Below are 24484 nucleotides of genomic sequence, written 5' to 3' on the forward strand. Positions count from 1 at the left end.
TTATTTATTCACGCGGATATGAGGGAGAGCGTCTTTCAGCATCAATCGAGACTACCATTTTTCTCAGTGTCGTATACTTTCTTTTGGCCTGGGTGATCGGGTGGCTAAAAGAAGAAATTGACCGGCTTATCGAGCGCGAAGCAAACGGTAAAAAGAGGCTCGAGACCATTTTTCAGCAGTTACCTGTAGGAGTATTAGTTTCAGATAAAGATTTCTCAATTATTCAATCAAATCATCGTCTTTTTGAAATTCTGGGGATAAGCATACCTCTCGGGTTTAAAATGGATTCTGAAATATTACTTGACACTACAAATGCCTGTGAAAAAATAACCTTATCCGATTCTCCCATCACTCAGGCTATCAAAACAGGAAAATCCGTTTCTAACCGAGAGTTTGTCTTTCAAAAAAAACGGAGACACCCGATATATTCAGGTCAGTGCTTCTCCGATCCGCAATCGCAACGAGGAAATTATTGCAGCAGCTTCCATTATTTCTGATATCACCGATCAAAAGAAAATTGAACTCCGGAAGGACGACTTTGTCAATATGGCTTCTCATGAACTTAAGACCCCTCTTACCAGTATAAAACTGTATACCGATATCATTGAACGCAAAATGAAACACTATCATGACCGGGAAATTCAGAAAATTATCGATAAAAATCAGGAACAAATCAGAAGACTGCAAATTCTGGTTGATGACCTTCTCGATGTTTCAAGAATCCAGACTGGAAAACTGACTTTTCAAAAGGAAATATTTGACATACACTCTGTCATTCAGGATACCATTGAACTTACCAAAGAAGCCGCAGCCCATCATCCGATCGTATACAATCGAGGCAAACCTGTTCTTGTGTATGCGGATAAATTCAGAATTTATCAGGTTTTGACAAACCTCATTACCAATGCCGTCAAATACTCACCTAAAAACAGTGAGATCATTATCGTGACGGAGGTAGCTGATAAACAGGTCATTGTAAGCGTACAGGATTCAGGAATCGGGATACCGGAATCAGAACATGAAAAAATCTTTGAGCGTCTCTACCAGGTTTTTGAATCGGCCGATCAAAAATCACCCGGATTCGGGATGGGATTATTTATTTCAAAGGAAATAATAAGAAAGCACAAGGGAAAAATATGGGTAGAAAGCGAACCGGGGAAAGGTTCTACCTTTTATATCTCGCTTCCTCTTGCGAAGAAACCGTCATAACAATGATAAAATAATCGGCTTGATCTCAGGATGACAGGCAATAAGGCTATATCGTTTCTTTCTGTCTGACAAATCAAGTTCAATTTCCTTCCCTTTCCAGTCAAACACTACCCCTCCTGCCTCCTCAATGATGATTTTCCCGGCCGATATATCCCATATAAACGGTCCTTTATCAACGGATGTTCCAATCTCATTTCCGGCTACTTTTGCAAGATCGAGAGCTACTGCTCCGAAAGCACGTACGCCTCTATACGAAGGCATCAATTTTTCAATAAGCGGCAACTGATCGGCATTCCGCATCGTCTCGCCGAAGTTGGTGCTCATCATCAAATTCTTGGTATCAAGGCGTTTCATGTTTAGAGATACATTCTTTCCTCCTATGATAACCATTGCCCCTCTCCCTTTTTCAGCAAAGTACATTTCATCATGGGCAGGTCTGTAAATCAACCCTGCCTGAAGTTCTCCTTTATAAAAATATGCCAGAGAACTGCAAAAATAATCTATTCCCGATGCGAAGTTTGAAGTCCCGTCGATCGGATCAATCACAAAATGATGCTTCCCTTCCGTATTCAGATCTTCTTCCCCGATAAACCCGATATCTTCCTCATTGATCCCTTTCGATTTTTTCATTTCACGTACAATACACTGCTCCATCACATTCTGCGATTCTTTATCCGCTTTCGTGACAATATTCTGATGATCTGTTTTGTGCGAAATATCAAGTTCTGTTGTACGGAAGTATCGCAGCTGGATTTTTGCGGCAGCACGGGCTGCATTTTGAAGGATATCGAACATACAGGCATTATACCATGCTTACAATGCGCAATAATCTCACCTGACAATCACACGAAGTAACCAAAATTTGTGAATGAAGTGGATGTTTGAGCTGACAGGATTATGGCGAGTTCACTTCTGAACAAATTTTCGGTTACGAGTCATTCACTGTAAAACCTGAATCTCGTCCCGAGGGAGATAAGCCTTTGTCTCAAAGTTCAGGATAACAGAAATTGCGAACCATTCTCACCGTTCCTCTTTCGACATGATAAAATACTAAGTATATGAAATTACTTGTCACAGGAGGAGCCGGCTTTATCGGCGCAAACTTCATCCATTACTGGTTGCGTCAGCACCCGGAAGATCAAATCATCAACTTTGATGCTCTGACCTATGCCGGCAATCTTGAAAACCTCAAACCCGTTGAAGAAAATCCCAACTACTCATTTGTTAAAGGCGATATCTGTGACCGGACGGCAGTTGATCAGGTCATGACAGAAGTTGATACCGTGGTCCATTTTGCGGCAGAAAGTCATGTCGACAGATCCATTCAGGATGCCACCCCTTTTGTAAAAACGAATGTCCTCGGTACACAGGTTCTTCTGGAATCGGCATTAAAAAATGGGGGAAAAAGATTTCATCATATATCAACAGACGAGGTTTTCGGTGCGCTTGAACTCGGAACCTCCGAGAAATTCCATGTCGATACTCCCTACAATCCCCGCAGTCCGTACTCAGCCTCAAAAGCAGGATCAGATCATCTTGTCCGTGCATATTACACAACGTACGAATTGCCCATAACAATTTCAAACTGTTCCAATAATTACGGTCCGTATCACTTCCCGGAAAAGCTCTTTCCTCTTGCGATAACAAATATCATTGAAGGAAAAAAAGTACCGGTCTACGGAGACGGCCAATATGTCCGTGACTGGCTGTATGTCGAAGATCACTGTCTGGCAATAGATGCAATCCTGACCAAAGGACAAATCGGCGAGACATATTTGATCGGCGGTTTGACCGATGATATTTCCAATCTTGACGCAATCAAAAAAATTCTTACGATAATGGGAAAAGGGGAAGACATGATCGAATATGTCAAAGACCGGCCCGGCCATGACAGACGGTATGCTATTGACTGGAGCCGCACAAAAGAACAACTCGGATGGGAACCGCAGTATAATTTTGAAACAGGCATTGAAAAAACAATCCAGTGGTATCGCGAAAATGACAGCTGGTGGCGGGATGTCAAATCCGGAGCCTATCAGGAATATTATCAGAAACAATACAATCAATGAAAATTGCAGTAACAGGTGCAAACGGACTAGTCGGATCACGGATAGTAGAACTTTTGAAAAGCAAGCATGACATGATTGCTTTTGAGAGTCGTGATCTTGATATTACCGATAAGCCGACAGTTTCCTCTGTACTGGGAAAAACCGAATACGATCTGCTTTTCCATTTGGCCGCATATACAAACGTTGACGGCGCGGAAACCGAAAAAGAAAAGGCACATGATGTAAATGTCAAAGGCACAAAAAATCTTTTCGACGAGGTCAGGAATGCAGGCAAAAAAATGATATATGTTTCGACGGATTTTGTATTTGATGGGAAAATTCCACCTTTTGATGAAAAAAGTAAACCGAATCCCATCGGATACTACGGACAAACGAAGTATGAAGGAGAGCAGGTTGTGGATAATCAGGCTATGATTGTCCGCATCAGTTATCCATATGGATACGCTTCAGAAAAGAAGCCGGATTTCGTCCAGAGACTACGGAAAATCCTTGAACACAATAAACCGATCACCATGATCGCCGATTCAGCAATGACCCCTACCTTTATCGATGATATTGCGATGGGACTTGAATATCTAGCTACTCATTACAAACCGGAGATTTATCATCTGGTAGGTACAAAATCATATACGCCCTTCGAAGTCGGGACTATCATTGCGAAGCACTATGAACTGCCTGAATCACTTATCATGCCGACAACTTACAAAGAATATATGAAAGGAAAAGCCGAAAGACCGCAGTATTCGATAATTATGACATCAAAGAATATCTTCACACCGATGAAGACATTTGAAGAAGGACTTGCACTTCTGGATTCCTAATCGGACTACACCATCTGATTCGGAATTTCTACGATTTCCCGTGTTGACTCATTCAGCAGCACAGGTACAGGCAACAACTCTTTCTGTTGTACCAGTTTTGAAAATACTGTATTGTTGAGAATCAAATTCAAAAAGTTATAGTTCACTCCCCGATATCCGGTCATTGCTTTCTCATCATTAAGGACAGCTTGCGGGACAGCGGTTACTACAAACAATACATGAGGCTTCTCAGAATTATTAGCATGCAGTACTGCGTGCTGAATTTCTGCTTGGTCCAGTGCATCCTGTTCCGTTGACGGACTTGCCTTCAGTGTCTGGTGTCCGGGATCAAGCTGGCCGACATGTATACCGTCAAACGATATGCTTCCGTACTTCTCACCGTGTGTCGCAAGCGGATGGTGAGGATGCCCCTCATTCATATAAAATCCGAGTAAATACTGATTCGCTAAATTCCTTGCTGCTGTATAGTAAAAGGCACGAACCTGATTATCCGTAAGCAAGTTCAGATTGGAATTTCTTATATACTTCTGCAGCTCATCAATAAACGGTTTATACTCCATGAGTGTTGATGAAATATGATAATTCATATCCTCAAACGGTATAATTGATTCAGGCATGACGAATGATTCCTTAAATAGGCCTATCTTTGAGTATTTTTTTCCGTACAGATCCTGAATGTACGGACCGAATGACGGGAAAAGCCGTTGTGCAATATCAACGGTACTGAGCGGAGTTTCTTCATCATTGCCCATAAATGTCAGTCCGAGAGTATCAGTGTCGCTTAATCCCAACACCGTAACTTTCTTCATGGTGGGAAGTCTCAATTCTTTTCTTACAGCGTTAAATGAATCCCGAATTACCGCCTTCCGTTCCTGCAGTAGTTTGATTCCCGTTTTGACCAGATTTGCATCCGCCGGCAATGTGCCGTTGTTTTCCTGCATGATTAATCGTTTCAGCGCAGCACAGCCATGATCAAGTGGGGCTGATCTTGAAGTATGAATCTTCATGAGTTCAAATATCTCACCTTTCTGCTTTGCTACTGACAAAATGGCCGCACGCAATCTTCCCGATGCAAGATGTTTTTTTCCGTTTCTGTAGATCAAAGTCGGTATTCCTGCAGATATTGACCAACGGCTGAAAACCTTTCCGTCCTGAATGACCCGGGATTCCCGACCGTCAATACATGCAATTTTCCCCGCTCTTACGTTCGGGAACAAATTTTTTGCCAATTGAGTAAAAAGCTGGAATTCCGGTGATAAATATTTCTTTGTAATAAACTCATGTCTGCCCAGGTATGAAGAAACCCTTTCAATATTCTCTTGGGAAAGCGACGATTTTGAAGAAAAGAACTCTTTGCAATAGGAACTCAGGTATTTGGTCAGTGCCGATTTATGATGTCTGTTCAGTGCATAGCGATGTACGGAAGAATCGTTAGCGTGTTTTGTTTGATTTTTATGTTTCATACCGGGAATTATACTCCGATTAAATAATAGTAGATAATTTACTCCCGTACTAACCGGTTCTCAATATATCACCGATATGTATAACGCTTTTTTACTATAGCTCCTATATTTAGGCTATATTTCTCACTTTACATTAACTTAAAAAGAAAATTAACAATATCAATTAATTCTATAAGATTATGCCCCAAACTGAGTACTGTCATAACCTCGGACCTGAACAACTTTCTTCACCGGAATTGGTGACGTTGTCACCTGAGCGTCTTTACAAAGATAATCAATCGTATCCTGCATACAATGCACGGGGTGAATGGGACGACTTGCATGATAAAGGAGAACTTGATCTGATATGGGGATGTGCCGATGCCCGGCTTATTTTACCGGCAAATGCTTTTTATCTGCGATCTATCGCGGCAGCCGGTACCAGAGAGCCGTTTATCCCGCTTCTTCAGTTTTGCCGGGGAGTCACAGTTGTGGCTCATTACGATGGGGAAACTGCATTGCCCGGTGTCCGACCGAACGGGTGCGGCGGACAGGACGGGAAAGCCCATTTAGAAAAAAACGGAAATTATGATCCTCATATCCACAAAGGAGATATTACCGAATTCGTCCATAACTTAGTCACTCATGAGGACCCGGTATTAAACGCTGTCGTAACCGCCTCACAAATTGCACGATACACTGATACTCCGACCACTGCATTGGCACAGGATCATCTCACGGGTAAAAACAAAGTACTTGCCGTTTACTCCGATCGGGGAAGATCAGTCAACAGCTGCATCCCGATCGAACAGATGATTAAAGCAATGACCCAAAATAGTTACGATCCCGAAGCGGTCTACGCGGAAGGAGTTCCGGCACTTGATACGGGAAGTATTCCTGAGTTTATCGCTGAGTTGCTGGAAAGAAAGGAACGGGTCCTGAGAGGAATAAACAGTGCAATACCGAACCTGCCTTCATATCAAAAAATTCAAAATCCGCACACATTGCTTATATCAACTGACCCACGACCAGCAAAAGTCAAATATCCGAACACATTCGGATTTCCGAATCAGGTTTTTGCACTGCGGGGACCGCGCATGTATCATCAGGACAGAGGTTTTCAGATCAATGAACCGGCAATAGCTGAAATCACACAACAGGCGCAGTATGCTGTAACTCATGCACTTGAACATGCACAACAGCCCGGTTCATCCTTTAGTACTCTGCGGAATATTTTTGTTGAAACCCGGCATCCGGACTCCAGCGAAGCCATCATTCAGTCTTTGCTCTCAAAACCGTGGATGCAGGATTTTCTGGCTTTGCCGCATGCTCAAATCCTTTCCGGCATCATCGATCAGGGAATATTGCAGGATTGTCAGAAAATTACTGTATAATTCTGTTACTTGTTTTTTCGCGTGCAATTATATATCATTTCACATATGACAATCACATTTATCGGCCATGGTTATGTCGGCCTTGTGACAGCCTGTGTCTTCGCCGACTTCGGAAATAATGTATGGGTTGTCGGGCGTACGCCTGACAAAATCGAGCGGTTGAAGAACGGAGATCCGCTTATTTATGAACCGGGCCTCGAAGAACTCCTCCAAAAGAACCTTGAAGCCGGCCGCATCCATTTTACGTTAGATTATGACAAAGCTATTCCCGAATCTGATGTTGTGTTTATTGCAGTGGGAACACCTCCTACATCTACCGGAGAAGCAGATCTTTCATCGGTCCTTGATGTCGCAACCAATATCGGGAAAAATCTGAAAAAAGGGTATACTGTTGTCTCATGCAAAAGTACCGTTCCTGTGGGAACGAATCTGAAAGTTGAAGAAATTCTGAACAAAGTCAAACCTGAAGGAGCCGAAGTCGACGTCGCATCCTGCCCTGAGTTTTTGCGGGAAGGAACCGCCATCAATGATACCGTGTATCCTGACCGGGTAGTAATCGGATCAAAATCTCAAAAAGCAGTTAAGAAACTCCTAGAAGTTCATAAACCTCTCCCCGGAGAACGTGTTATTACTGACTTGGCAAGTGCTGAGATAATCAAGTATGCATCAAACGCCATGCTCGCCACCAAAATCGCTTTTGCCAATCTGATTTCCCTGTATGCAGAGAAAACGGGAGGAGATATTGAAACCATCACAAAAGCAGTCGGCGCCGATAATCGTATCGGACACAAGTTCCTCAGTGCCGGGATCGGATACGGGGGTTCATGCTTCCCGAAAGACGTCATGGCCTTGAACGAAACAGGCAAACATCTGGAACTCGACACAGGACTGCTAGATGCCGTCGAACGGATAAACAGAACAGTACGGGATAATTTTATTCATAAAGTTAACGCAAATGTGAAAGGCAAGAAACTGGCGGCCTGGGGTCTGGCATTCAAGCCGAATACGGATGATATCCGTTTCGCTCCTGCTGTTTATATTATCGAAGATCTTTTGAAAATGGGATACGAGATTAGTGCTTTCGATCCGGCTGCCATGTCCAATGTACGGCGCACGGTCGGTGACAAAATCACATATGTTGATGACATGTACGAAGCGGTAGAAGGGGCAGATGCGCTGCTGATTTTTACTGAATGGAATGAGTTCAAACAGGCTAATCTGGAAAAAGTAAAGAAAGCACTCAGCGCTCCGCTTATTATTGACGGACGAAATCTCTATCAACCGCAGGAAATGAAAGATCGGGGATTTACTTATATTTCTACCGGAAGACAAGCAGTATGAATATTCTCATAACGGGAGGGTCGGGCTTTATCGGCTCTCATCTGACGAGACATTACACGAATGCAGGACATCATGTATGGGTTGTTGACAATCTCATTACCGGAAACAAAAACAATCTTGCCGGTATTTCTCCTGACCTTCTGACTTTTGTAGAGCAGGATGTCTCAACATATGACCTGAAAGATATACCTCACGTTGATATCGCCTTCAATTTGGCATCTCCCGCTTCACCAGTACAATACAAAAAACATCCGGTCGAAACAATGCTTGCCAACTCTCAGGGCAGTTATCATCTTCTGGAGTTTGCAAGAGCAGGAAAATGTGATCGCATAGTTCTGGCTTCAACATCGGAAGTATACGGAGATCCGCTCGAACACCCACAAAAAGAAACCTACTGGGGAAACGTAAATCCTGCAGGTGAACGGTCATGTTATGATGAAGCAAAACGCTATGCAGAAGCAATAACGATGACGTATCATATGAAATACGGGACACATGTCCGCATTGCCCGTATTTTCAATACGTACGGACCGAACATGGAACTTGATGATGGCCGCGTCGTTTCCAACTTTATCACTCAGGCCATTCAGGCAAAACCGATTACGATATATGGAGACGGATCTCAGACACGATCTTTTTGCTATGTTTCGGATCTTGTGCGGGGACTGGCAGCACTCGGCGAAACCGAAGGGATTGACGGCCAAACCATTAATCTGGGAAATCCGAATGAAAAGACCGTAAAGGAACTTGCCGAAATGATCAAAAGCATGGTACAAACAGGTTCAGAAATTGTCTATCATCCGATCGGTCAGGATGATCCGAAAAAGCGCAAACCGGATATTACCAAAGCACGTGAAATGCTGAACTGGCAACCTGAAATACATCTTGAAGAAGGGCTTACAAAAACTATTGAGTACTTCAGAAGTGCTCTTCACACAATATGAAAAAAGCAGTTATAGTTTTACCGACATACAACGAAGCACACAATATCACAAAGCTGATCAATCAGATTTTTGATATTGCTGAAGGGATCCCGAACTGGGAAATTCATATCGTAGTCGTTGACAGTGACTCTCCTGATCATACCGGCAAGATTGTCGAAGATTTATACAACTCCGATAAAAAGAAATATCGCAATCTTCACGTCATTCATACAAGAAAAGAAGGATTGGGAAAAGCCTATATTGAAGGCTTTCAGACAAGCCTTGAAAAATTAAAGCCGTATGTTCTTTTTGAGATGGATGCGGATTTGTCACACGATCCAAAGAAAATTCCTGAATTTTTGAAAGCAATTGAACGGGGTGCAGACTTTGTCATCGGATCCCGATACCGCCCCGGCGGATCTATTCCTGCCGATTGGGGGCTTCATCGGAAAGTATTTTCATTTTTTGCCAACTGGTTCATCAGGATCGGATATATGAAATTCCGTATTACTGACTGGACGACGGGATACCGTGCGATCAAAGCCTGGGTCTTACGTGATAATCTGGCAAAACTCGAAGGGTACACCGGATATGTTTTTCAGGTGGCGCTTCTTGATAACGCTATTCTTTCAAAAGCGCGGATTGGGGAAGTGCCGATCAATTTTAAGGACCGCAAAGAAGGCGTCTCAAAAATTAACTCGCTCGAATACATTATTCAGACATTTATATATGTCATTCAGCATTCCCCTTTTGTGAAATTCTGCGTGGTCGGTGGGATCGGATTTATTGTCGATTTCAGTTTGGCTTACCTTTTTATTCACTCATTTAATATTTCGAAAGTATTGTCAAATATGATGAGTGCGGAAATTGCAATTATCTCGAATTTTATGCTGAATAATTACTGGAGCTTTGCCCACAAGCGCATAAGAAGGTCTACTTCACTTCTCTTCAGTTTACTGAAATTCAATCTGGTTTCTTCAGGATCCGTTGTCATTCAGGGAGTCGGAATGTGGCTTGCTCTTACGATTTTCGGAGACCGCGTCCTGCATCTGAGTTCGCTTGAGCTGCATACGTGGATTATCTATAAGATCCTTATCATTATTCTTGTGGTCATTCCCTATTCGTACTTCTTCTACAATAAGATCGTCTGGAAGGATAATTAATTCACATCAACGTAGTCTCCTGATACCCAACCTTCCGTCCCGTCTGAAAGCTTGATCTGATACCAGCCGTTTTTCTCATCGGTGTATTCATATTCATCTCCGGGACTGACTTGATCGATCTGAGCACCGGACGTAGAAGGCTCGTCACGGACATTCAGAAATCCGGTCGGAGTATCGGATATCGTCAGTGTATTTTTAGTAGAAGTACTTGCTGACTTTGTATCTGAATCCGTTTCATCGGTTTCTGACCCTTCCTCAGTCTCTGCAGAAGCGGATTCGGAAGCTTCTTTTTGCTGCTCAGTCAGTTCCTGCTCCAGAGTCTTGTGCGTTTTATCAAGGGCAAGCTTGAAGATGGCCTCCACTGAGTATCCTTTTGCCACATTTATCTTCTGTGTTCTTCTGAAAAAACCCGGCAGATACACGGCAAGTTCATGTTCACCGGCCGGAACGTCTTTGAGAGTGAGCGGCGCGATACCTTTTTCATCATTGTCAAGAAATACAATTGAACCTGCAGGGTCTGTGACGACGGAGACCTCACCGGTTTCTTCTTTGGGTTTCTTTTCCATTTTCGTGACGGTCAATATCTCGCCGGCTGATGTCAGGTCTGAAGTACCGAGTGCACGGCTGATATATGTAAGGGTATTGGCATGTACCGTGACTTTCCCTTCCCAGGAGACAGTTTTGCTGTCTTCGCCTTCAGGAATAAGTTTTATGGTGTATTCGCCGGGAGGAACCTTCTCTTCAAACGGTGTTTTTCCTTTGGGTTCATTGTTTATGAACACACCGGCTGTCGGAGATGAGAGTACTTTTATCCTCCCCAGCTGGTTTGTTTTTTCAAAAAGAAAGAACCGGACAAGGATGAACAGGATAAACACTGCAATAAGTGCAACAATGACAGTCAGCTTTCTTTTCATATGCGTGTCTCTATTCTATCAACTTAAACCTGTTTTGCAATACAGTCAGATTGCGAATGCCGGGAAATGTATGCTAATATGACAATATGATATGAGAAAAAAACTTCGTTCTTTTATCCCTTACCTCACTCTGATTATATTCCTTACAATCCTTTCGCTTATTGCCCACTCATTTCTGGAGGAAGAAAGTCATTTCATGCATGAAGTCGATTTTCAGCTTTTCGTGATAGGATCGATGCTGTTTATCGGCTACTACATCAATAGGATTGCCCCGAAAACAATAATTCCGTCTTTTGTTTGGGCAATATTTGCCGGGATGGCATTACAACCGTTTCTGTCATTTTTTACGGAAGATGTTGAAAGTCTGAAAATTCTTATGGAGGTATTCGGAGCCATTATTCTTTTTGCCGGCGGACTTGAGATACCGTTTCGCAATTTTCAAAAATGGTTTATGCCGATTGCCGCTTTGTCGCTTCTTGGTGTAATCATCAGTTCAGTCGGTTTTGCTTTTGTCATGTATGGGTTTATGAACCTGATGGGCAATTTTACTCCTGCACTTATTCCGTCTATCCTTATCCTCAGTGCGGCACTTGCCTCTACTGATCCGACGGCCATTATCCCGACGCTGAAATCACTGAAATTTACCAGACCCGAGCTCAAACAAATCGCCATTTCCGAGTCAGCACTTACCGATGTCAGCGGAAGTATCTTCACCAGATTCCTGCTTCTTGCTTTGATTTCCGCTCCTGCCATGCAGACGGGAATTATCCCGTATTTTGTCCCGCTGCTTCAGAAAAGCACCTATGATGCTTTTGCTCTGCAGATTATCTCAGGAATTCTGGTCGGATATTTCGGCTTTACTCTTATCAAAAGGTTTTACTACGGGCAGGAAAAGTCTGAAGAAGCGGATCCTGCACTTGTTCTTGCCGTACCGATATTTACGTTTGTTTTAGGGAACATACTCGGCGGGGCAGGTTTCTTAGCCGCATTTGTCAGCGGACTTCTCACTGAGGTCATCGGGGGCATCAAAAAAATCTCTCATTTTTATGAGAGTATTCTGAATCATTTGATAAAACCGTTTATCTTTATCATTCTCGGTGCACTCGTCCCTGTCTCAACTCTTATTCAGCTTGCACCCGTCGGCCTTGCCGCCGGTTTTATTTTTATGTTTGTGCTGCGTCCTATTGTCGTCTTTATTTCCCTAGCTCCCTGGTGGTATCAGGGAGTGTTTCAGATCAAAGATCTCGTATTTTTAAGTTTCATCCGGGAGACGGGAATCATTGCGGCAATACTTCTTGTTATTGCAGCAACCTTTGACATTATTCAGTCAGATTTTGTCATTGCGATCGGTATGTGGATCATTCTTCTTACGCTTATTCTCGAGCCTCCTCTTACTCCTCTTATCGCGAGGAAAATCGGTGTTGCCAAAGAAGCGTAACATCAAAGTTTGAATTGCAGCAATGCGGTTTATCGCACCATTCCATCCGTGTTTATGGTATGATTGAACTCATGACAAAGGAAAAAATCCGTCAAAAAATCTCACGGGCTTTGCAAAAAATGGGAATGCCGACTGAAATGCTGAATGTTTCGGCTCCTGCACAGGAAGGGTTCGGAGATTACTCCGTATCGGTTGCTTTACAACTTGCAAAAACAACAAAAAGAAACCCTATGGAGATTGCCCAGGAAATAGCAGACAATATCGAAAAGGATGGGTTGATCGAGAAAGTGGAAGTTATGAAACCTGGATTTATCAATCTCTGGATTTCAAAAGATAAGTTACTGAATACTCTCCAAAATATCGATTCATCATTCGGAAACAACATCACGTATCAGGGTAAAAGTATCATTGTAGAGTATTCCTCTCCGAACATCGCGAAGCCCTTTACGGTCGGACATCTCAGATCAACAATCATCGGTGACGCAGTAGCAAATCTGTTGTCTGCAACCGGTGCGACGGTATTTCGGGATAATCACCTCGGTGATTGGGGGACACAATTCGGAAAGCAAATATATGCGATCAAAACATGGGGAAACGAACAGCAAATTGAACTATCCGACAATCCGGTGAAAGAACTGGTGGCTCTCTATGTCAAATTCCATGAAGAAGCAGAGAAAGACCCGAAGATTGAGGAAGAAGGAAGGAAATGGTTTAAGAAACTGGAAGAAGGAGATGAGGAAGCACGCCGTCTGTGGAAAAAATGTATCGATTGGTCATGGAAGGAGTTCAATAAAATATATGAAAAACTCGGTATATCATTCACAGAAAATGAAGGAAGAGGATACGGAGAGTCATTTTTTGAAGATAAAATGCAGCCCGTGATTGCTGAACTCCGCAAAAAAAATCTTCTGAAAGAAAGTAAAGGAGCTGAACTGGTGTTTTATCCTGATGACAAGCTCCCGCCACTTATGATTATCAAACAGGACGGTGCGACATTGTACTCTACCCGTGATCTTGCCACTGATAAATTCCGACTGGAAAATCCCCGTTACGGGCAGGAAGTCATGATCATCAATGAAGTCGGAGCCGAACAGGCATTGTACTTCAAACAAATTTTTGAGCTTGAACAAATGCTCGGCTGGACAAAAGAAGGACAACGCATCCATATCAAGCACGGAATGTACCGATTTAAGGATATGAAAATGTCCACGAGAAAAGGAAATACGATCTGGCTTGAGGATGTACTTGAGGAGGCAACGAAACGGGCTTTTGAACTAAGTAAGCATGAAAGCAAATTTGAAGGATCTGAAGTGGTTTCCATTAACAATAAACACTCAGATTCTGCTAAAAAGAACATCATGGGTTTTGGCTTAAGAAGTAACGTCGCAGAAAAAGTAGGTATCGGCGCCATCAAATGGAATGATCTGAAAAGAAGCTCTCATCTGGATATCGTTTTTGATTGGGATGAGATTCTGAATATGCAGGGGAATTCCGGTCCATATGTCCAGTACACGTATGTCCGCTGTAAGTCAGTACTGAATAAAGTGAGCGTCGTCCCGAGCGAAGTCGAGGGATCCCTTTCATTCCACGAAGAAGAAACGGCAATTCTTCGCACTCTGATCAAATACCCTGAAGTTGTGACTGATGCCGCCAACAACTTTGCACCGAATTATATCACGACTTATCTGTACGATCTGTCACAGAAATATAATCTTTTTTATCAGAAGCATCAGATACTGAAAGAAAAGAAAGAAGATACAAGAAACTTCAGAATACTCCTTACGGAAAAAGTAGCCACAGTCCTTTCACACGGACTTTCCCTCCTCGGTATCGAGACCGTAGAGAAGATGTAATTAATTATTTTTTCGGAATATACACACCGTAATAAGTATTGAATTCTGTAGGCATTTGAGAGGTTTTTCCCAACAAAGCGCCTTTATTTACATACTTGACTGCTTTTCCACAGAAAAATATCAACTCTTCTTCTGATTCAATATTATCTGCAACTGGATCTTGATATAAAATGTCTTCCACCCATTGATACCCCTTTTCTTCACAATTTTTTATATTTAAATCGCTTATTGCAGGATTTATAAGATCAGCAATCTGTTGAGGTGAAAGATTAAGTCTTTTCATATAAGTATTATAGTAGAAATATTGATAGCTCTTCTGTACTTCAGAACAAATATGTGTAGCTCATATATGCTGTCAATGACAAGAGCTATCAATGGTTACGCTACACTACCAGATCATCCTTTACCGCGTTTTCGCTCGGCGTTTTCGCCGGCATATCCTGAACGTTGCCTGTTCGGATCGTAGAACTTATGGTCGTGACTGTTTCCCTGCCCCGTGAACAGATTAAACTGCGGAAAGGGCATGTAGAACTGTTGACCATTTTGTCGATACGTCCTCGTCAGACTTCGAAAGGAAGCGCGTTGAGGCATGATCTTTCCCCATCCACCTTTAGCCATCTTGGCCTCCGATTGAGTTGGAAAGTGACTTTACTTCGCACTGTGTCGGAATATAAGATTATGCATACAATCCTATTTCACTCTAGCGAAGCAATATTATTATACCATTACTCAACTAATTTAATATAAGAAGTACTTATTGATTATATATAAAACTTGATCCTGTAATCACTCACTCACGGTCGGACTGGGTGTTGGAGTATTGGTAGCTTCCGGCTTTTCTGTCGGAGTTACATCAGTTTCTTCTTCCTCTTCAGGAGACATAGACTCTCCGTCAGCATTGTTCTGTCCGACAATGACTACGACATCAGCATCGGTATCCATGTCCAGTTCTTCAACTGTACCCTCGACATCATACTCTTCTCCGATCACGTTCCGAAGTTCTTCTACCCATGACGGATCGACATCAGATGACGCATAAATGACGGTAGCTTCATAATCATAGCTGTCGGCATTTGCAGTCCCGCTTACGGTAAATCCTGCATCCTCAAGATATTGCTGGACTTCTCCTGCTTTGCCCACGATACCGCTGCCGTTTTGTACCTCAATGGAGTACTGCGCACGGTCAACTTCCTGAGGAGTCGGTGTTGCGATCTCTTCCGGCGTAGGTGTCGTTGAAGTTTCAGTAACCGGCGTACTTGTCCGTGTTGACTGATAGTACAAATATCCTCCCGCTCCGATGAGCGCTACAATTATGACTGCGATTACTGCTTTCCACATAGGTATACATTTAAAAAATATGTAATGAAGTTTCCAAAACTATTATAACTCACTTATTAGATTTGGTGTCAAGGATTTGTAAGAACTAAAGAATTATTTTTTGTACAACGCCCTGTAAATCTTCATTTCCGTTCCATTTATTGATATCCAGCTGATAAACGACTTTGACGGTTTGACCTTTCGAAAGCTCCGGAAAAATTGATGCCTGACCGAATGCAATCATATCGATGGGAACGGATCTCATATCAGGCTGCTTCACTGAAAGTTTCAGATGATCCCTGTTTTTCCCGAGTATTTTTGCATGCAATAGCTCAGCATCACTCATAAATACCGGCTTCGGATTTCCCACACCAAATGGTGCAAGGGTATCAATCAACCTGGACAATCTGACAGACAGATTGCTGAGCGGAATCTGCATATCAGCTTGGATAATACGTTCCAGATCATCATCCGAAAGTTGTTTTGACGCTTTATCAATTGCCTTTTTCATAAAAATATCAAGATTCTCAGCAGGCAGAGTAAATCCGGCAGCAGCCGCATGGCCGCCGTATCCTTTCAGATATTCCTGAAGACCGCCGAGAAACTCAGTGATATGAAAACCCGGGATCGAACGAACCGAGGCTTTGTAAAACCCGTCACCTCTTGTCATCACGATTGTGGGACGATAATATTTTTCCAGAATGCTTGATGCTATAAGTCCGATCACACCTTCATGCCAATGGTCAGAGTACAATATTAAAAGCTTTGGTAGTTCTTTCATCTTCTGGACCTGCACAACGGCTTCTTCCACCTGTTTTTTTACCAGATCCTGTCTTGTGGTATTCATCTCTCCGACCTTGCTTGCAAGTGCTGCCGCACGTTCTTCACTGGTGGTACACAGTAACCGGAGAGCGTCAATCGCGTGCTCCAGTCTTCCGACAGCATTGATTCGCGGGGCAATGATAAATCCGATTTCATACGGAGAAATGATTTTACCGTCAATTTCCGCCTGCTTGCAGATTTGACGGATCCCGTGACGCCGGACATGAGGGAATGCGGCAAGGCCAGCCCGGACGACACTGCGTGAAGGACCGACGAGCGGGACAAGATCCGCCACAGTCCCGATTGTTGCGAGGGACAGATAATCCGTTTCAAAATGTCGCTTTAATTCCTTGACTTTTGTCTCGGATATCTGGTTTTTAAAATGAAGAAAAACTTCTTTTGCGAAATAATATGCAGTTCCCGAACCTGACAGCGCCGGGATATGAAAAATTTCCTCTGCATCCTCAGGAATTTTTTCCTGTTTGTGGTGGTGGTCCGTGATGATGACTGGGATACCGATCGACTTAGCATATGAAACCTGTTCCACTCCCGTAATTCCGTGATCCACACTGATGATGAGTGCGGGATCAAATTCTTTTTTCACATTATCAATCCCTATTTTTGAAAATCCGTATCCTTCGTGCTGTCTGTGAGGGACATACGGCATGGCGTTGAATCCGATTGTATGAAGCGTCTCCCAAAGCACCGAACCGCCCGTGATTCCGTCGGCATCATAATCCGTATACACAACGATTGTTTGCTTTTTGTCAAAAATCTGTTGAAGCAGATCCATCGCGTGGTCAATCTGCCTTTTAGTAAAACCGAAATCTTTCAGAGTAAATTTCAGCGGAGACGGGGGATTGAGAAAGGTCTCTTTATCATTAATGTTTCGGGTTTTTAAAATAATATCCACAATCTCCTGCGGTTGTAGTTTTTCACCGGGTTTAATTGTGTGTTTTACTTGGATTTTCATTATTTTATTCAAACAACTTCTTGGGTGTCAGGAATGAAGAACCCCGTTTTACTCCAGCATCTTCTCATCAGAAGCTGATAAAGAAGCCGTCGACTCTATCTTTTGTCCCAGCTTCGACAAATGCTGCACAACATTCGAAGACTGATTGTACGCATTGCTGATGTGCTTATTCAGGACGGAAACTGCTTCTTCTGCCTTCTCATAATCATTCCTCATCGCCTGAAGCGTGGAGAGAATTTCTTTTGCCTGCTTCTGTATACGAGCTCCTTCATGCGAAATCAGAATCGCTTTCAGATATGCATAAAAACTCATCGGAGAAACGGGAATCACCCGCATCTCTGCCGAATAATCATACAGATCTCCGTTATTGATAATTTCGTAATATACGCTTTCGGAAGGCACGTACATCAGCGCATAATCCAGTGTCCCTTCAGCAACAAGAATATATTTTTTTGAAATCGATACTATATGCTTTTTTACATCACGGACAAACTCCTTCTGCAGAAGTTCCTTCTGTGTTTCACCGTTCTCCTCTGCCATTTTCTTAAAGGTGGAAAGCGGAAATTTGGAGTCGATCGAGATAAGTCCCTGGCTGGTTTTGATCACCGCATCCACTCTCTCACCGTTTTTAAATCCGTATTGCAGAGCATAGGTGTCAGACGGCAGTGACTGGGAAAGAAGTTCTTTCAAAACCTGCTCTCCGATATTACCGCGCAGTTTCGGAGACTGGAGAAATTGCTGAAGCTGCTGCATGGAGCGTCCAATCTCTGAAAATTCTCCTATACTTTTTTGCACACCCATCATTGCCTGCGCCGCCTTATCAAGACGGGCGTTGAACATATCCATGTTGTGAGTCAGCTTCTGATCAACCTGACGATTGGATTCGCTCATTTGCTTGAGCCATTGCGTCAGTTCTTCCGAAATTTTAGTTTTTTCTTCAATGCGGTTAAACCACATACGAAGGACTACAAGTATGATGACTGTTGAAATAAGCACGAAAACATAAGGAAGAATATCCATGAAGTACATTATACAGTACTTGTCTTATGCGAAAAGAAGTTGAATGAAGTTAGATCAGACCGTCACTTTCCTGGAAGATTTTCGGTTTCAGATCATTTTCCTCTACAATGTTCCTTTGACCTTCCTGAGACTGAGGAGCTTTTTCGACCTCTTCAAGCTGGCGCTGTTGTTTTTCATCAGGTCTTTGCGGCATTTGCTGAGGCTGTACTGGTTTCTGCATCGGCTGCTGTTGCTGTTGTCCGAAATTCTGGAACGGATTCATCTGCGGGAATGAGGGTCTCTGGCCCATACCGGGTACCATAGGCATCGGTTGCTGTTGCGGACGGGTAAATTGACTCTGTGTCGGTACCATCGGTTTCTTTACTGCTCCTGCACGAAGTAATGTTGCTACTGCTTCAAACGTATCTGCATTGACTGAATATGCGGTAAAGTTGTTGGTTGCTGCCACAACTCCTGCATACAGATTGGTTGCGATATCTTTGTCAAGCTGTGCTTTTATTCCGTCGATTACTTTCAATACAAGCTCAGATGTAGAAGAACTTGTTTTAATGACATAATTGATCATTCCGTATGAATTGTTGATCAGATGTCTGTCGATATTGATGATGGTCTGTCCTTCAAAGTCACGCTGATTTTTCTGGTACAAATCACCGATTGCATTCAAATTCGGAGTGTCTATTGTGATAATAAATTCGATTTTCCCTCCGCTATAAGAGAATTGGACATCTTTCGGTTCAAGTTTTTCATGTCCTTCACGGGGGATAATAACCAGATTGAACCGTTCATTTTTGATATTATAGTCGACCTTATCGATTGCACCTTCTTCATACGGGAATGAAATCACAAGATTGTCTCCGCCCGTATTCAGCTCAGTTTTGATTTTATCAACTCCGACCAAATCACTCTCCGGGACTGCCGAAGCAACAAGAGTCACATTTTTCCCCATTTTGGTAAGAGCCATATAAAGAGCGGTTCCCGCTGCAATGGCGTCTGAGGTGGGTTTGGTAGGAAGCACAATGATACCTGAGTCATTTTTTGCAATGACTTCCTTTATTTGTCCGATTGTTTTTGCAGCATCTTCCGGCTGCTGATTGGTGGGCATCATATCCGTATAAAAATATTATAGGATAAATTTTATCATATCACCAACCTTTATGTCAAGTGCAGGTGAAAATTGCATTCCGCACTCCTGGTCTTTCTTGACCTCCTGGACAGATTTAGCCCTGATCTTGAGGGAGATAAGGCGGCTTTTTCCTATAAGATTGTCACCGCGGTAGATTTCAGCGGGATCACCAATATTCACTTTTCCCTTAGTAATAAGAGATCCGAAGATGGTCTCCCCTTCAATTATGAATGTTGCCAGTACTTTTGCCTGTGCTTTCAAATTCTTTTCCTGCTGTTCCTTTTCCATCAATAAGGCACTTACTTCTTCAAGTTCTTCCAGCAGTTCATAAATGATATTGTAGGTTTTAATAATAACTTTTTCTTGTCTGGCAAGCTCTTTTACTTCATTGTCTGAATGTACTGAGAATCCGATGACAATTGATTTGGTCGTTTTTGCCAAGAAAATATCAGATCTGTGGATATCCCCGACCGCATTCAGCCTTACTTCAATATTTTCATTCTTACTCAACGCATTGGTGATTGCCTCAAGAGATCCTTGTGAATCCGCTTTCAGCACGACTGAAAGCTTTTTTGTCGGTGCTTCACCGCTTAAAAATGCATCAAAATCGGCACGTTGCGGCCCTGTTGCCTGCTTTTCCTGTTCCTTAATTTTCTGTTCTTCCGATGTGATAAATGTCCCGACCTCAGGCATTTCTGAGAATCCTAAGAGCTCAAACGGAGTAGAAGGCTCGACTTCACGCAGTGTTTTCCCGAGATCATTGATAAGTGATCTGACACGGACTTTGCCCTGATTTGTGTATACGTCGTCGCCCACTTTCAGCATACCGTCTTTAATGATGGCGCTTACAACGACACCCCGCTGATCTTTTTTTGTTTCAACAATATATGCAGATGCAGGATTTTCTTTTTTATAGGCAAGCTTCAGGTCGGATGCAATAAGCAGGATCGACTCAAGAAGTTCGGGTACGCCGTCTCCGCTTTTTGCTGAAATCGGCAAAGCGACAATATCTCCTCCCATTTCTTCGGTAATCACTTCATGTTTCAGAAGATCTCTCTGCACCCGTTTCGGATTTGCAGTCGGAAGATCTGATTTATTGAGGGCGATGATATACGGAATACCTGCACTTTTGATATGCGCGATTGATTCGATCGTTTGAGGCATGACGGAATCGGTTGAGTCAATGATCAGAATTGCAATATCCGCAACATTTGCACCTCTGGAACGCAGTTTTGAAAAGGCTTCGTGTCCGGGGGTATCAATGAAAGTAATTTTGTCCGTTTCATACCCTTTTATACCGGTATGGATTTCATAACCTCCGATACGTTGCGTGATACCGCCATGTTCTTTGGCAGCTATGCGGCTTTTTCTTATGGTATCAAGAAGTGTTGTTTTTCCGTGATCCACATGTCCGAGTATTGTGACAATCGGCGGTCGTACCATATAAGTATGTGTAACTAGTAACGTATCGTTTTACAACTATGAAGGAAGAAACAGCAAAATATTATTTTTTACTTTTCTCTTCGGATGCATCAGCTTCTTCAGTTTCTTCAGAATGTTCCGTTTTTGCAGCTTCCGTTTCTGCGGACTGCTCTGCAGTTGCTTCCTCTCCCTGTTCTGATTCTACACTTTCAGAAGCTTCCGGCTGTTTTTCTTCAGCTGCTTCGGCTTTCTTTTCGTCCTTTTCTGACGGTATTTGTACTATGTCAATATCATAACCCGTAAGGCGTGCTGCCAGATTTACGTTGACGCCTCCTTTTCCGATAGCAAGAGGGGCCTGTTCTTCATTTACGGTGACCTTAGCACGATGTTCCTTTTCATCAATTTCGACTGAGATAACTTGTGCAGGAGATAAGGCGCTGATAATGAAAACTTTATTATCTTCATTCCACTGAATAATATCAATTTTTTCTTTCCCGTTGAGTTCATCAGTGACTGTCTGCACCCGTACTCCTTTTTGTCCGACACATGCACCGACCGGATCGACACCGCTCTGACTGCTGAATACGGCAATCTTTGCGCGTTCACCCGGTTCCCGGACAACACTTTTTATTTCTACTGTGCCGCTGTTTATTTCCGGAACTTCTCTTTTGAACAGTTCGGAAATAAGTTCCGGGGCTGTTCTTGAAAGGACAATTCGTGAATATCCTGCTTTTGAAGTGCCGATTTCTTTCAGATAAAAGACATATCGGTTGTTGACAATATATGTTTCGTTGCGGATTTGTTCTTCCCGCGGCAGAACTCCTTCGGCCTTACCGAGATCTATATAAACATTGCTCATATCACGTCGGATTACACGACCGCGGATTATAGTACCGACCTGATCCTGATAATGAGAAATGACTGTTTTCTTTTCAGCTTCACGGATTTTTTGAATAATCACCTGACGGGCAGTTTGGGCGGCGATTCTTCCGAATCCCGGAGGGGTAATATCTTCTTCTTCACGCATGATATGGGTCTCACCCGTATTAATATCGATTTTTACTGATATACCGTTGTCTTCTTCAGGATCATCCGAAAAAAACTCAGGATGTTCCTTGCGGAATGCGGCCATAATGGCTGCTTCCATTGACTCGATAACATCGTCAACACTTATTCCGCGCTCAGAAGCGACTTGGTTTAATGCTAATGCAAATTCACTTTTTACTATTACCATAAAGCTAATTCTAACAGAAAAACCGTGAAATTCAATGAAAGAACGCGCTTTATTCAGGTACAATATACCCATGGCACAATACGTTTGTACAAACTGCGGTGAAGGAGCTGCGGCCTGGATGGGACGCTGCCCCTCGTGTCAGGAATGGAATACTTTCAAAGAATTAAAAGAAACCACGACCGGGAGGTCAAAAAAAGTCGAATCATTTGCCACAACAGCCTTCAAAGATATCAGAGCTTTGGATAAAAACCGTAAACCGACAGGACTTTTCGAACTTGATCGGGTACTCGGAGGCGGAATTGTTAGAGGTGCGGTTATTCTTCTGACAGGAGAACCCGGAGTGGGAAAATCGACACTGCTTCTGCAAAGTTTGAAAAATCTCACCACTCTGTATATTTCAGGAGAAGAATCAGCCGAACAGGTAAAAGAACGTGCTGACCGGCTGGAAATGGACGTGTCATCGTTTGTTTTTTCCGATACCCTTCAAGTTGAGTCGATCGTAAAAGGAGTTGAAGATTTAGCAGCCAAACCGGATGTAATCGTAATTGATTCCGTCCAAACTATTTATACAAAAAATGTTGAATCGCCACCTGGAAGTGTTTCTCAGCTTCGTGAGGCAAGCGCTGCACTGATCCGGCTTGCCAAGCAGTCCGGTATTCCGATCATTATTGTCGGGCACGTCACCAAAGAAGGCGATGTTGCCGGCCCCAAGACTCTTGAACACATGGTCGATGCCGTGCTGAACTTTGAAGGAGAAAAAATCTCCAATTTCCGCGTACTTCGAGCACAGAAAAACCGGTTCGGATCGACAGATGAGATCGGAATTTTCGAAATGAAAGGAGACGGATTGTCAGAAGTAAACAATCCGCTGGCATTTGTGGATGAAGATAAGAAACTTCACGTCCCGGGAAAAGCACTCGTGGGTATTATGGAAGGGAAACGTCCTCTCTTTTTTGAGATACAGACTCTTGCATCAACTTCATTTTTGCCGATGCCTCGCCGTGTGGTCAAGGGGGTTGATTACAACAAAGTTCTGCTTCTGCTTGCCGTGATTGAGAAACACCTGAAACTGAATTTAAGCAAATATGACATCTACATAAATGTCATCGGCGGTGTTGATGTGAAATCTCCGGCTGCCGATTTGGGGATTGTGGCTTCCATTATTTCATCTGTGAAGAATGTACCTCTTTCCGGTTCAAGTATTTTCACGGGAGAAGTCGGACTTTTGGGAGAAATCAGAAAAATTTACGGTCAGGAAAAGATTCTAAATGAAGCAAAACGTCTGAAGTTTTCACAACCTGTATCTTCTCTTACTGCCCGGACCGTTAAAGAACTATATCAGATGATTCTTTGATCATTCAAGCATATATTCTTCTACATGCAGCGTTTTTTTACCGTTTGGACCCGTAACTTCTATCTGAAGCGTATTAAGCCCTTTTTTCAAAGGAAATTCATATCTGAATAACCCGTGATCATCTGGAAACAGTTCCTCATTGTAGATAGATACTGTTGACTCAGGCTCGGTTTTGCCGATAATGGTAATTTTCTGAACATTTCGAAAAACGTTTTCTTTCGGCGATACGATCTCAACTCCCGGAGGAGAAAGATATTGATCAAACTGATATCCGAAATATACGGCAAAAAAAACAAAAACAGCTCCCAGAATCACAAAAAGCAGCTTTTTCGTCTCGGGAAGGAGCTGCAGCGAGGGAAGTTTTTTTTTGAAAGTGACATCTTCTTTCTTTTCATAATCACGACGGAAGTATGCCATTGCCTTTTCCGGATCAATATCCAGGTATGAAGCATATGATTTGATTACTCCCGTGATGTAGACGCGGGAAGTGAATGCTGCCCAGTTTTCCCGTTCTATTGCACTTAAGTATCGTTCACGAATACGGGTGTCTTTTTCAGCCTGCTTAAGCGTGATGTTTTTCTGTTCTCTTGCTTTTCTGAGAAGTTTCCCGACGGTGATCATGAAGATAGTAATTGGTTCAAATTAACACTGC

At 42.9% G+C, this 24484-nt stretch carries 21 protein-coding genes; 10 read left to right on the forward strand and 11 right to left on the reverse strand.

Features of this window, described 5'->3' with window-relative positions:
• Window positions 1–393: 393 nt before the first annotated feature.
• Entirely contained in the window at window positions 394–1209 is an 816-nt protein-coding gene (locus IPM65_00005; GenBank protein ID QQS43982.1) for a PAS domain S-box protein, read from the forward strand.
• Here the strand turns inward: IPM65_00005 and IPM65_00010 are convergent.
• Window positions 1204–2004, reverse strand: coding sequence for an inositol monophosphatase (locus tag IPM65_00010; GenBank protein ID QQS43983.1), 801 nt, complete (start codon window positions 2002–2004; stop codon window positions 1204–1206). The two genes, IPM65_00005 and IPM65_00010, sit on opposite strands and share 6 nt — an antisense overlap.
• Before the next feature lie 263 nt (window positions 2005–2267).
• On the opposite strand from IPM65_00010, the gene rfbB reads away from it, so the two are divergent.
• Together rfbB and IPM65_00020 are read left to right on the forward strand one after the other, a co-directional pair.
• Window positions 2268–3278 carry a dTDP-glucose 4,6-dehydratase gene (gene rfbB / locus IPM65_00015; GenBank protein QQS43984.1) on the forward strand — a complete coding sequence of 337 codons (1011 nt, stop codon included), beginning with the start codon at window positions 2268–2270 and terminating at the stop codon, window positions 3276–3278.
• The gene (locus tag IPM65_00020) at window positions 3275–4099 is read left to right on the forward strand and encodes a sugar nucleotide-binding protein (protein ID QQS43985.1); all 825 of its coding nucleotides are present in this window, start codon (window positions 3275–3277) and stop codon (window positions 4097–4099) included. The genes rfbB and IPM65_00020 overlap by 4 nt, the downstream gene beginning before the upstream one ends.
• 5 nt (window positions 4100–4104) lie before the next feature.
• On the opposite strand, the gene IPM65_00025 is transcribed toward IPM65_00020, so the two are convergent.
• Window positions 4105–5562: a hypothetical protein gene (locus tag IPM65_00025; protein ID QQS43986.1), complete on the reverse strand. Its 1458-nt coding sequence runs from the start codon at window positions 5560–5562 to the stop codon at window positions 4105–4107.
• A 179-nt stretch (window positions 5563–5741) separates the two neighbouring features.
• Between IPM65_00025 and IPM65_00030 the strand changes: the two genes are divergently transcribed.
• From IPM65_00030 to IPM65_00045, 4 genes are read left to right on the forward strand one after another with little or no spacing between them, the layout of a single operon-like run.
• On the forward strand, window positions 5742–6935 hold the full coding sequence (locus IPM65_00030; protein ID QQS43987.1) for a hypothetical protein: 1194 nt from the start codon (window positions 5742–5744) through the stop codon (window positions 6933–6935).
• Between the two features lie 45 nt (window positions 6936–6980).
• Window positions 6981–8276 (forward strand): UDP-glucose/GDP-mannose dehydrogenase family protein, encoded by a 1296-nt coding sequence (locus IPM65_00035; GenBank protein ID QQS43988.1) that lies wholly within the window; start codon window positions 6981–6983, stop codon window positions 8274–8276.
• On the forward strand, window positions 8273–9220 hold the full coding sequence (locus IPM65_00040) for an SDR family oxidoreductase (GenBank protein ID QQS43989.1): 948 nt from the start codon (window positions 8273–8275) through the stop codon (window positions 9218–9220). Before IPM65_00035 ends, IPM65_00040 begins: the two co-directional genes overlap by 4 nt.
• Window positions 9217–10362, forward strand: coding sequence for a glycosyltransferase family 2 protein (locus tag IPM65_00045; protein QQS43990.1), 1146 nt, complete (start codon window positions 9217–9219; stop codon window positions 10360–10362). The genes IPM65_00040 and IPM65_00045 overlap by 4 nt, the downstream gene beginning before the upstream one ends.
• On the opposite strand, the gene IPM65_00050 is transcribed toward IPM65_00045, so the two are convergent.
• Complete coding sequence (locus IPM65_00050) at window positions 10359–11276, reverse strand: PEGA domain-containing protein (GenBank protein ID QQS43991.1); 918 nt, start codon at window positions 11274–11276, stop codon at window positions 10359–10361. The two genes, IPM65_00045 and IPM65_00050, sit on opposite strands and share 4 nt — an antisense overlap.
• Before the next feature lie 91 nt (window positions 11277–11367).
• Between IPM65_00050 and IPM65_00055 the strand changes: the two genes are divergently transcribed.
• Window positions 11368–12714 (forward strand): cation:proton antiporter, encoded by a 1347-nt coding sequence (locus tag IPM65_00055; protein ID QQS43992.1) that lies wholly within the window; start codon window positions 11368–11370, stop codon window positions 12712–12714.
• Between the two features lie 59 nt (window positions 12715–12773).
• Window positions 12774–14567 (forward strand): arginine--tRNA ligase, encoded by a 1794-nt coding sequence (argS, locus tag IPM65_00060; protein ID QQS43993.1) that lies wholly within the window; start codon window positions 12774–12776, stop codon window positions 14565–14567.
• A gap of 4 nt (window positions 14568–14571) precedes the next feature.
• On the opposite strand, the gene IPM65_00065 is transcribed toward argS, so the two are convergent.
• The 7 genes from IPM65_00065 to nusA all read right to left on the reverse strand — a co-directional run bounded on the left by IPM65_00065 (window position 14572) and on the right by nusA (window position 22478).
• A complete protein-coding gene (locus IPM65_00065; protein ID QQS43994.1) occupies window positions 14572–14850 on the reverse strand; it encodes a hypothetical protein in 279 nt (92 codons plus the stop codon).
• A gap of 503 nt (window positions 14851–15353) precedes the next feature.
• Window positions 15354–15905, reverse strand: coding sequence for a LytR C-terminal domain-containing protein (locus tag IPM65_00070; protein QQS43995.1), 552 nt, complete (start codon window positions 15903–15905; stop codon window positions 15354–15356).
• Window positions 15906–15990: 85 nt separating this feature from the next.
• Window positions 15991–17679 carry a single-stranded-DNA-specific exonuclease RecJ gene (recJ, locus tag IPM65_00075; protein QQS43996.1) on the reverse strand — a complete coding sequence of 563 codons (1689 nt, stop codon included), beginning with the start codon at window positions 17677–17679 and terminating at the stop codon, window positions 15991–15993.
• 48 nt (window positions 17680–17727) lie between these two features.
• A complete protein-coding gene (locus IPM65_00080; protein QQS43997.1) occupies window positions 17728–18699 on the reverse strand; it encodes a DNA recombination protein RmuC in 972 nt (323 codons plus the stop codon).
• Window positions 18700–18748: 49 nt separating this feature from the next.
• Window positions 18749–19804 (reverse strand): hypothetical protein, encoded by a 1056-nt coding sequence (locus tag IPM65_00085; GenBank protein QQS43998.1) that lies wholly within the window; start codon window positions 19802–19804, stop codon window positions 18749–18751.
• Window positions 19805–19819: 15 nt separating this feature from the next.
• Window positions 19820–21265: a translation initiation factor IF-2 gene (infB, locus tag IPM65_00090; GenBank protein ID QQS43999.1), complete on the reverse strand. Its 1446-nt coding sequence runs from the start codon at window positions 21263–21265 to the stop codon at window positions 19820–19822.
• A gap of 61 nt (window positions 21266–21326) precedes the next feature.
• Window positions 21327–22478: a transcription termination factor NusA gene (gene nusA / locus IPM65_00095; GenBank protein QQS44000.1), complete on the reverse strand. Its 1152-nt coding sequence runs from the start codon at window positions 22476–22478 to the stop codon at window positions 21327–21329.
• A gap of 70 nt (window positions 22479–22548) precedes the next feature.
• Between nusA and radA the strand changes: the two genes are divergently transcribed.
• Complete coding sequence (gene radA / locus IPM65_00100; GenBank protein QQS44001.1) at window positions 22549–23832, forward strand: DNA repair protein RadA; 1284 nt, start codon at window positions 22549–22551, stop codon at window positions 23830–23832.
• On the opposite strand, the gene IPM65_00105 is transcribed toward radA, so the two are convergent.
• On the reverse strand, window positions 23833–24453 hold the full coding sequence (locus IPM65_00105) for a helix-turn-helix domain-containing protein (GenBank protein ID QQS44002.1): 621 nt from the start codon (window positions 24451–24453) through the stop codon (window positions 23833–23835).
• Window positions 24454–24484: the final 31 nt, after the last annotated feature.

The sequence above is a fragment of the Candidatus Roizmanbacteria bacterium genome (assembly GCA_016700135.1).
Lineage (GTDB): Bacteria > Patescibacteriota > Microgenomatia > UBA1406 > GWC2-37-13 > UBA1450.

Excerpts from the sequence above, each read along its gene's own strand:
- IPM65_00035 (QQS43988.1), top strand. The coding sequence starts at position 6,981 with ATGACAATCACATTTATCGGCCATGGTTATGTCGGCCTTGTGACAGCC.
- IPM65_00055 (QQS43992.1), top strand. The coding sequence starts at position 11,368 with ATGAGAAAAAAACTTCGTTCTTTTATCCCTTACCTCACTCTGATTATA.
- IPM65_00085 (QQS43998.1), bottom strand. The coding sequence starts at position 19,804 with ATGATGCCCACCAATCAGCAGCCGGAAGATGCTGCAAAAACAATCGGA.
- IPM65_00010 (QQS43983.1), bottom strand. The coding sequence starts at position 2,004 with ATGTTCGATATCCTTCAAAATGCAGCCCGTGCTGCCGCAAAAATCCAG.
- IPM65_00030 (QQS43987.1), top strand. The coding sequence starts at position 5,742 with ATGCCCCAAACTGAGTACTGTCATAACCTCGGACCTGAACAACTTTCT.
- rfbB (QQS43984.1), top strand. The coding sequence starts at position 2,268 with ATGAAATTACTTGTCACAGGAGGAGCCGGCTTTATCGGCGCAAACTTC.
- IPM65_00070 (QQS43995.1), bottom strand. The coding sequence starts at position 15,905 with ATGTGGAAAGCAGTAATCGCAGTCATAATTGTAGCGCTCATCGGAGCG.
- IPM65_00105 (QQS44002.1), bottom strand. The coding sequence starts at position 24,453 with ATGATCACCGTCGGGAAACTTCTCAGAAAAGCAAGAGAACAGAAAAAC.
- argS (QQS43993.1), top strand. The coding sequence starts at position 12,774 with ATGATTGAACTCATGACAAAGGAAAAAATCCGTCAAAAAATCTCACGG.
- IPM65_00080 (QQS43997.1), bottom strand. The coding sequence starts at position 18,699 with ATGGATATTCTTCCTTATGTTTTCGTGCTTATTTCAACAGTCATCATA.
- nusA (QQS44000.1), bottom strand. The coding sequence starts at position 22,478 with ATGGTAATAGTAAAAAGTGAATTTGCATTAGCATTAAACCAAGTCGCT.
- IPM65_00065 (QQS43994.1), bottom strand. The coding sequence starts at position 14,850 with ATGAAAAGACTTAATCTTTCACCTCAACAGATTGCTGATCTTATAAAT.
- IPM65_00020 (QQS43985.1), top strand. The coding sequence starts at position 3,275 with ATGAAAATTGCAGTAACAGGTGCAAACGGACTAGTCGGATCACGGATA.
- IPM65_00045 (QQS43990.1), top strand. The coding sequence starts at position 9,217 with ATGAAAAAAGCAGTTATAGTTTTACCGACATACAACGAAGCACACAAT.
- recJ (QQS43996.1), bottom strand. The coding sequence starts at position 17,679 with ATGAAAATCCAAGTAAAACACACAATTAAACCCGGTGAAAAACTACAA.
- IPM65_00025 (QQS43986.1), bottom strand. The coding sequence starts at position 5,562 with ATGAAACATAAAAATCAAACAAAACACGCTAACGATTCTTCCGTACAT.
- radA (QQS44001.1), top strand. The coding sequence starts at position 22,549 with ATGGCACAATACGTTTGTACAAACTGCGGTGAAGGAGCTGCGGCCTGG.
- infB (QQS43999.1), bottom strand. The coding sequence starts at position 21,265 with ATGGTACGACCGCCGATTGTCACAATACTCGGACATGTGGATCACGGA.
- IPM65_00040 (QQS43989.1), top strand. The coding sequence starts at position 8,273 with ATGAATATTCTCATAACGGGAGGGTCGGGCTTTATCGGCTCTCATCTG.
- IPM65_00050 (QQS43991.1), bottom strand. The coding sequence starts at position 11,276 with ATGAAAAGAAAGCTGACTGTCATTGTTGCACTTATTGCAGTGTTTATC.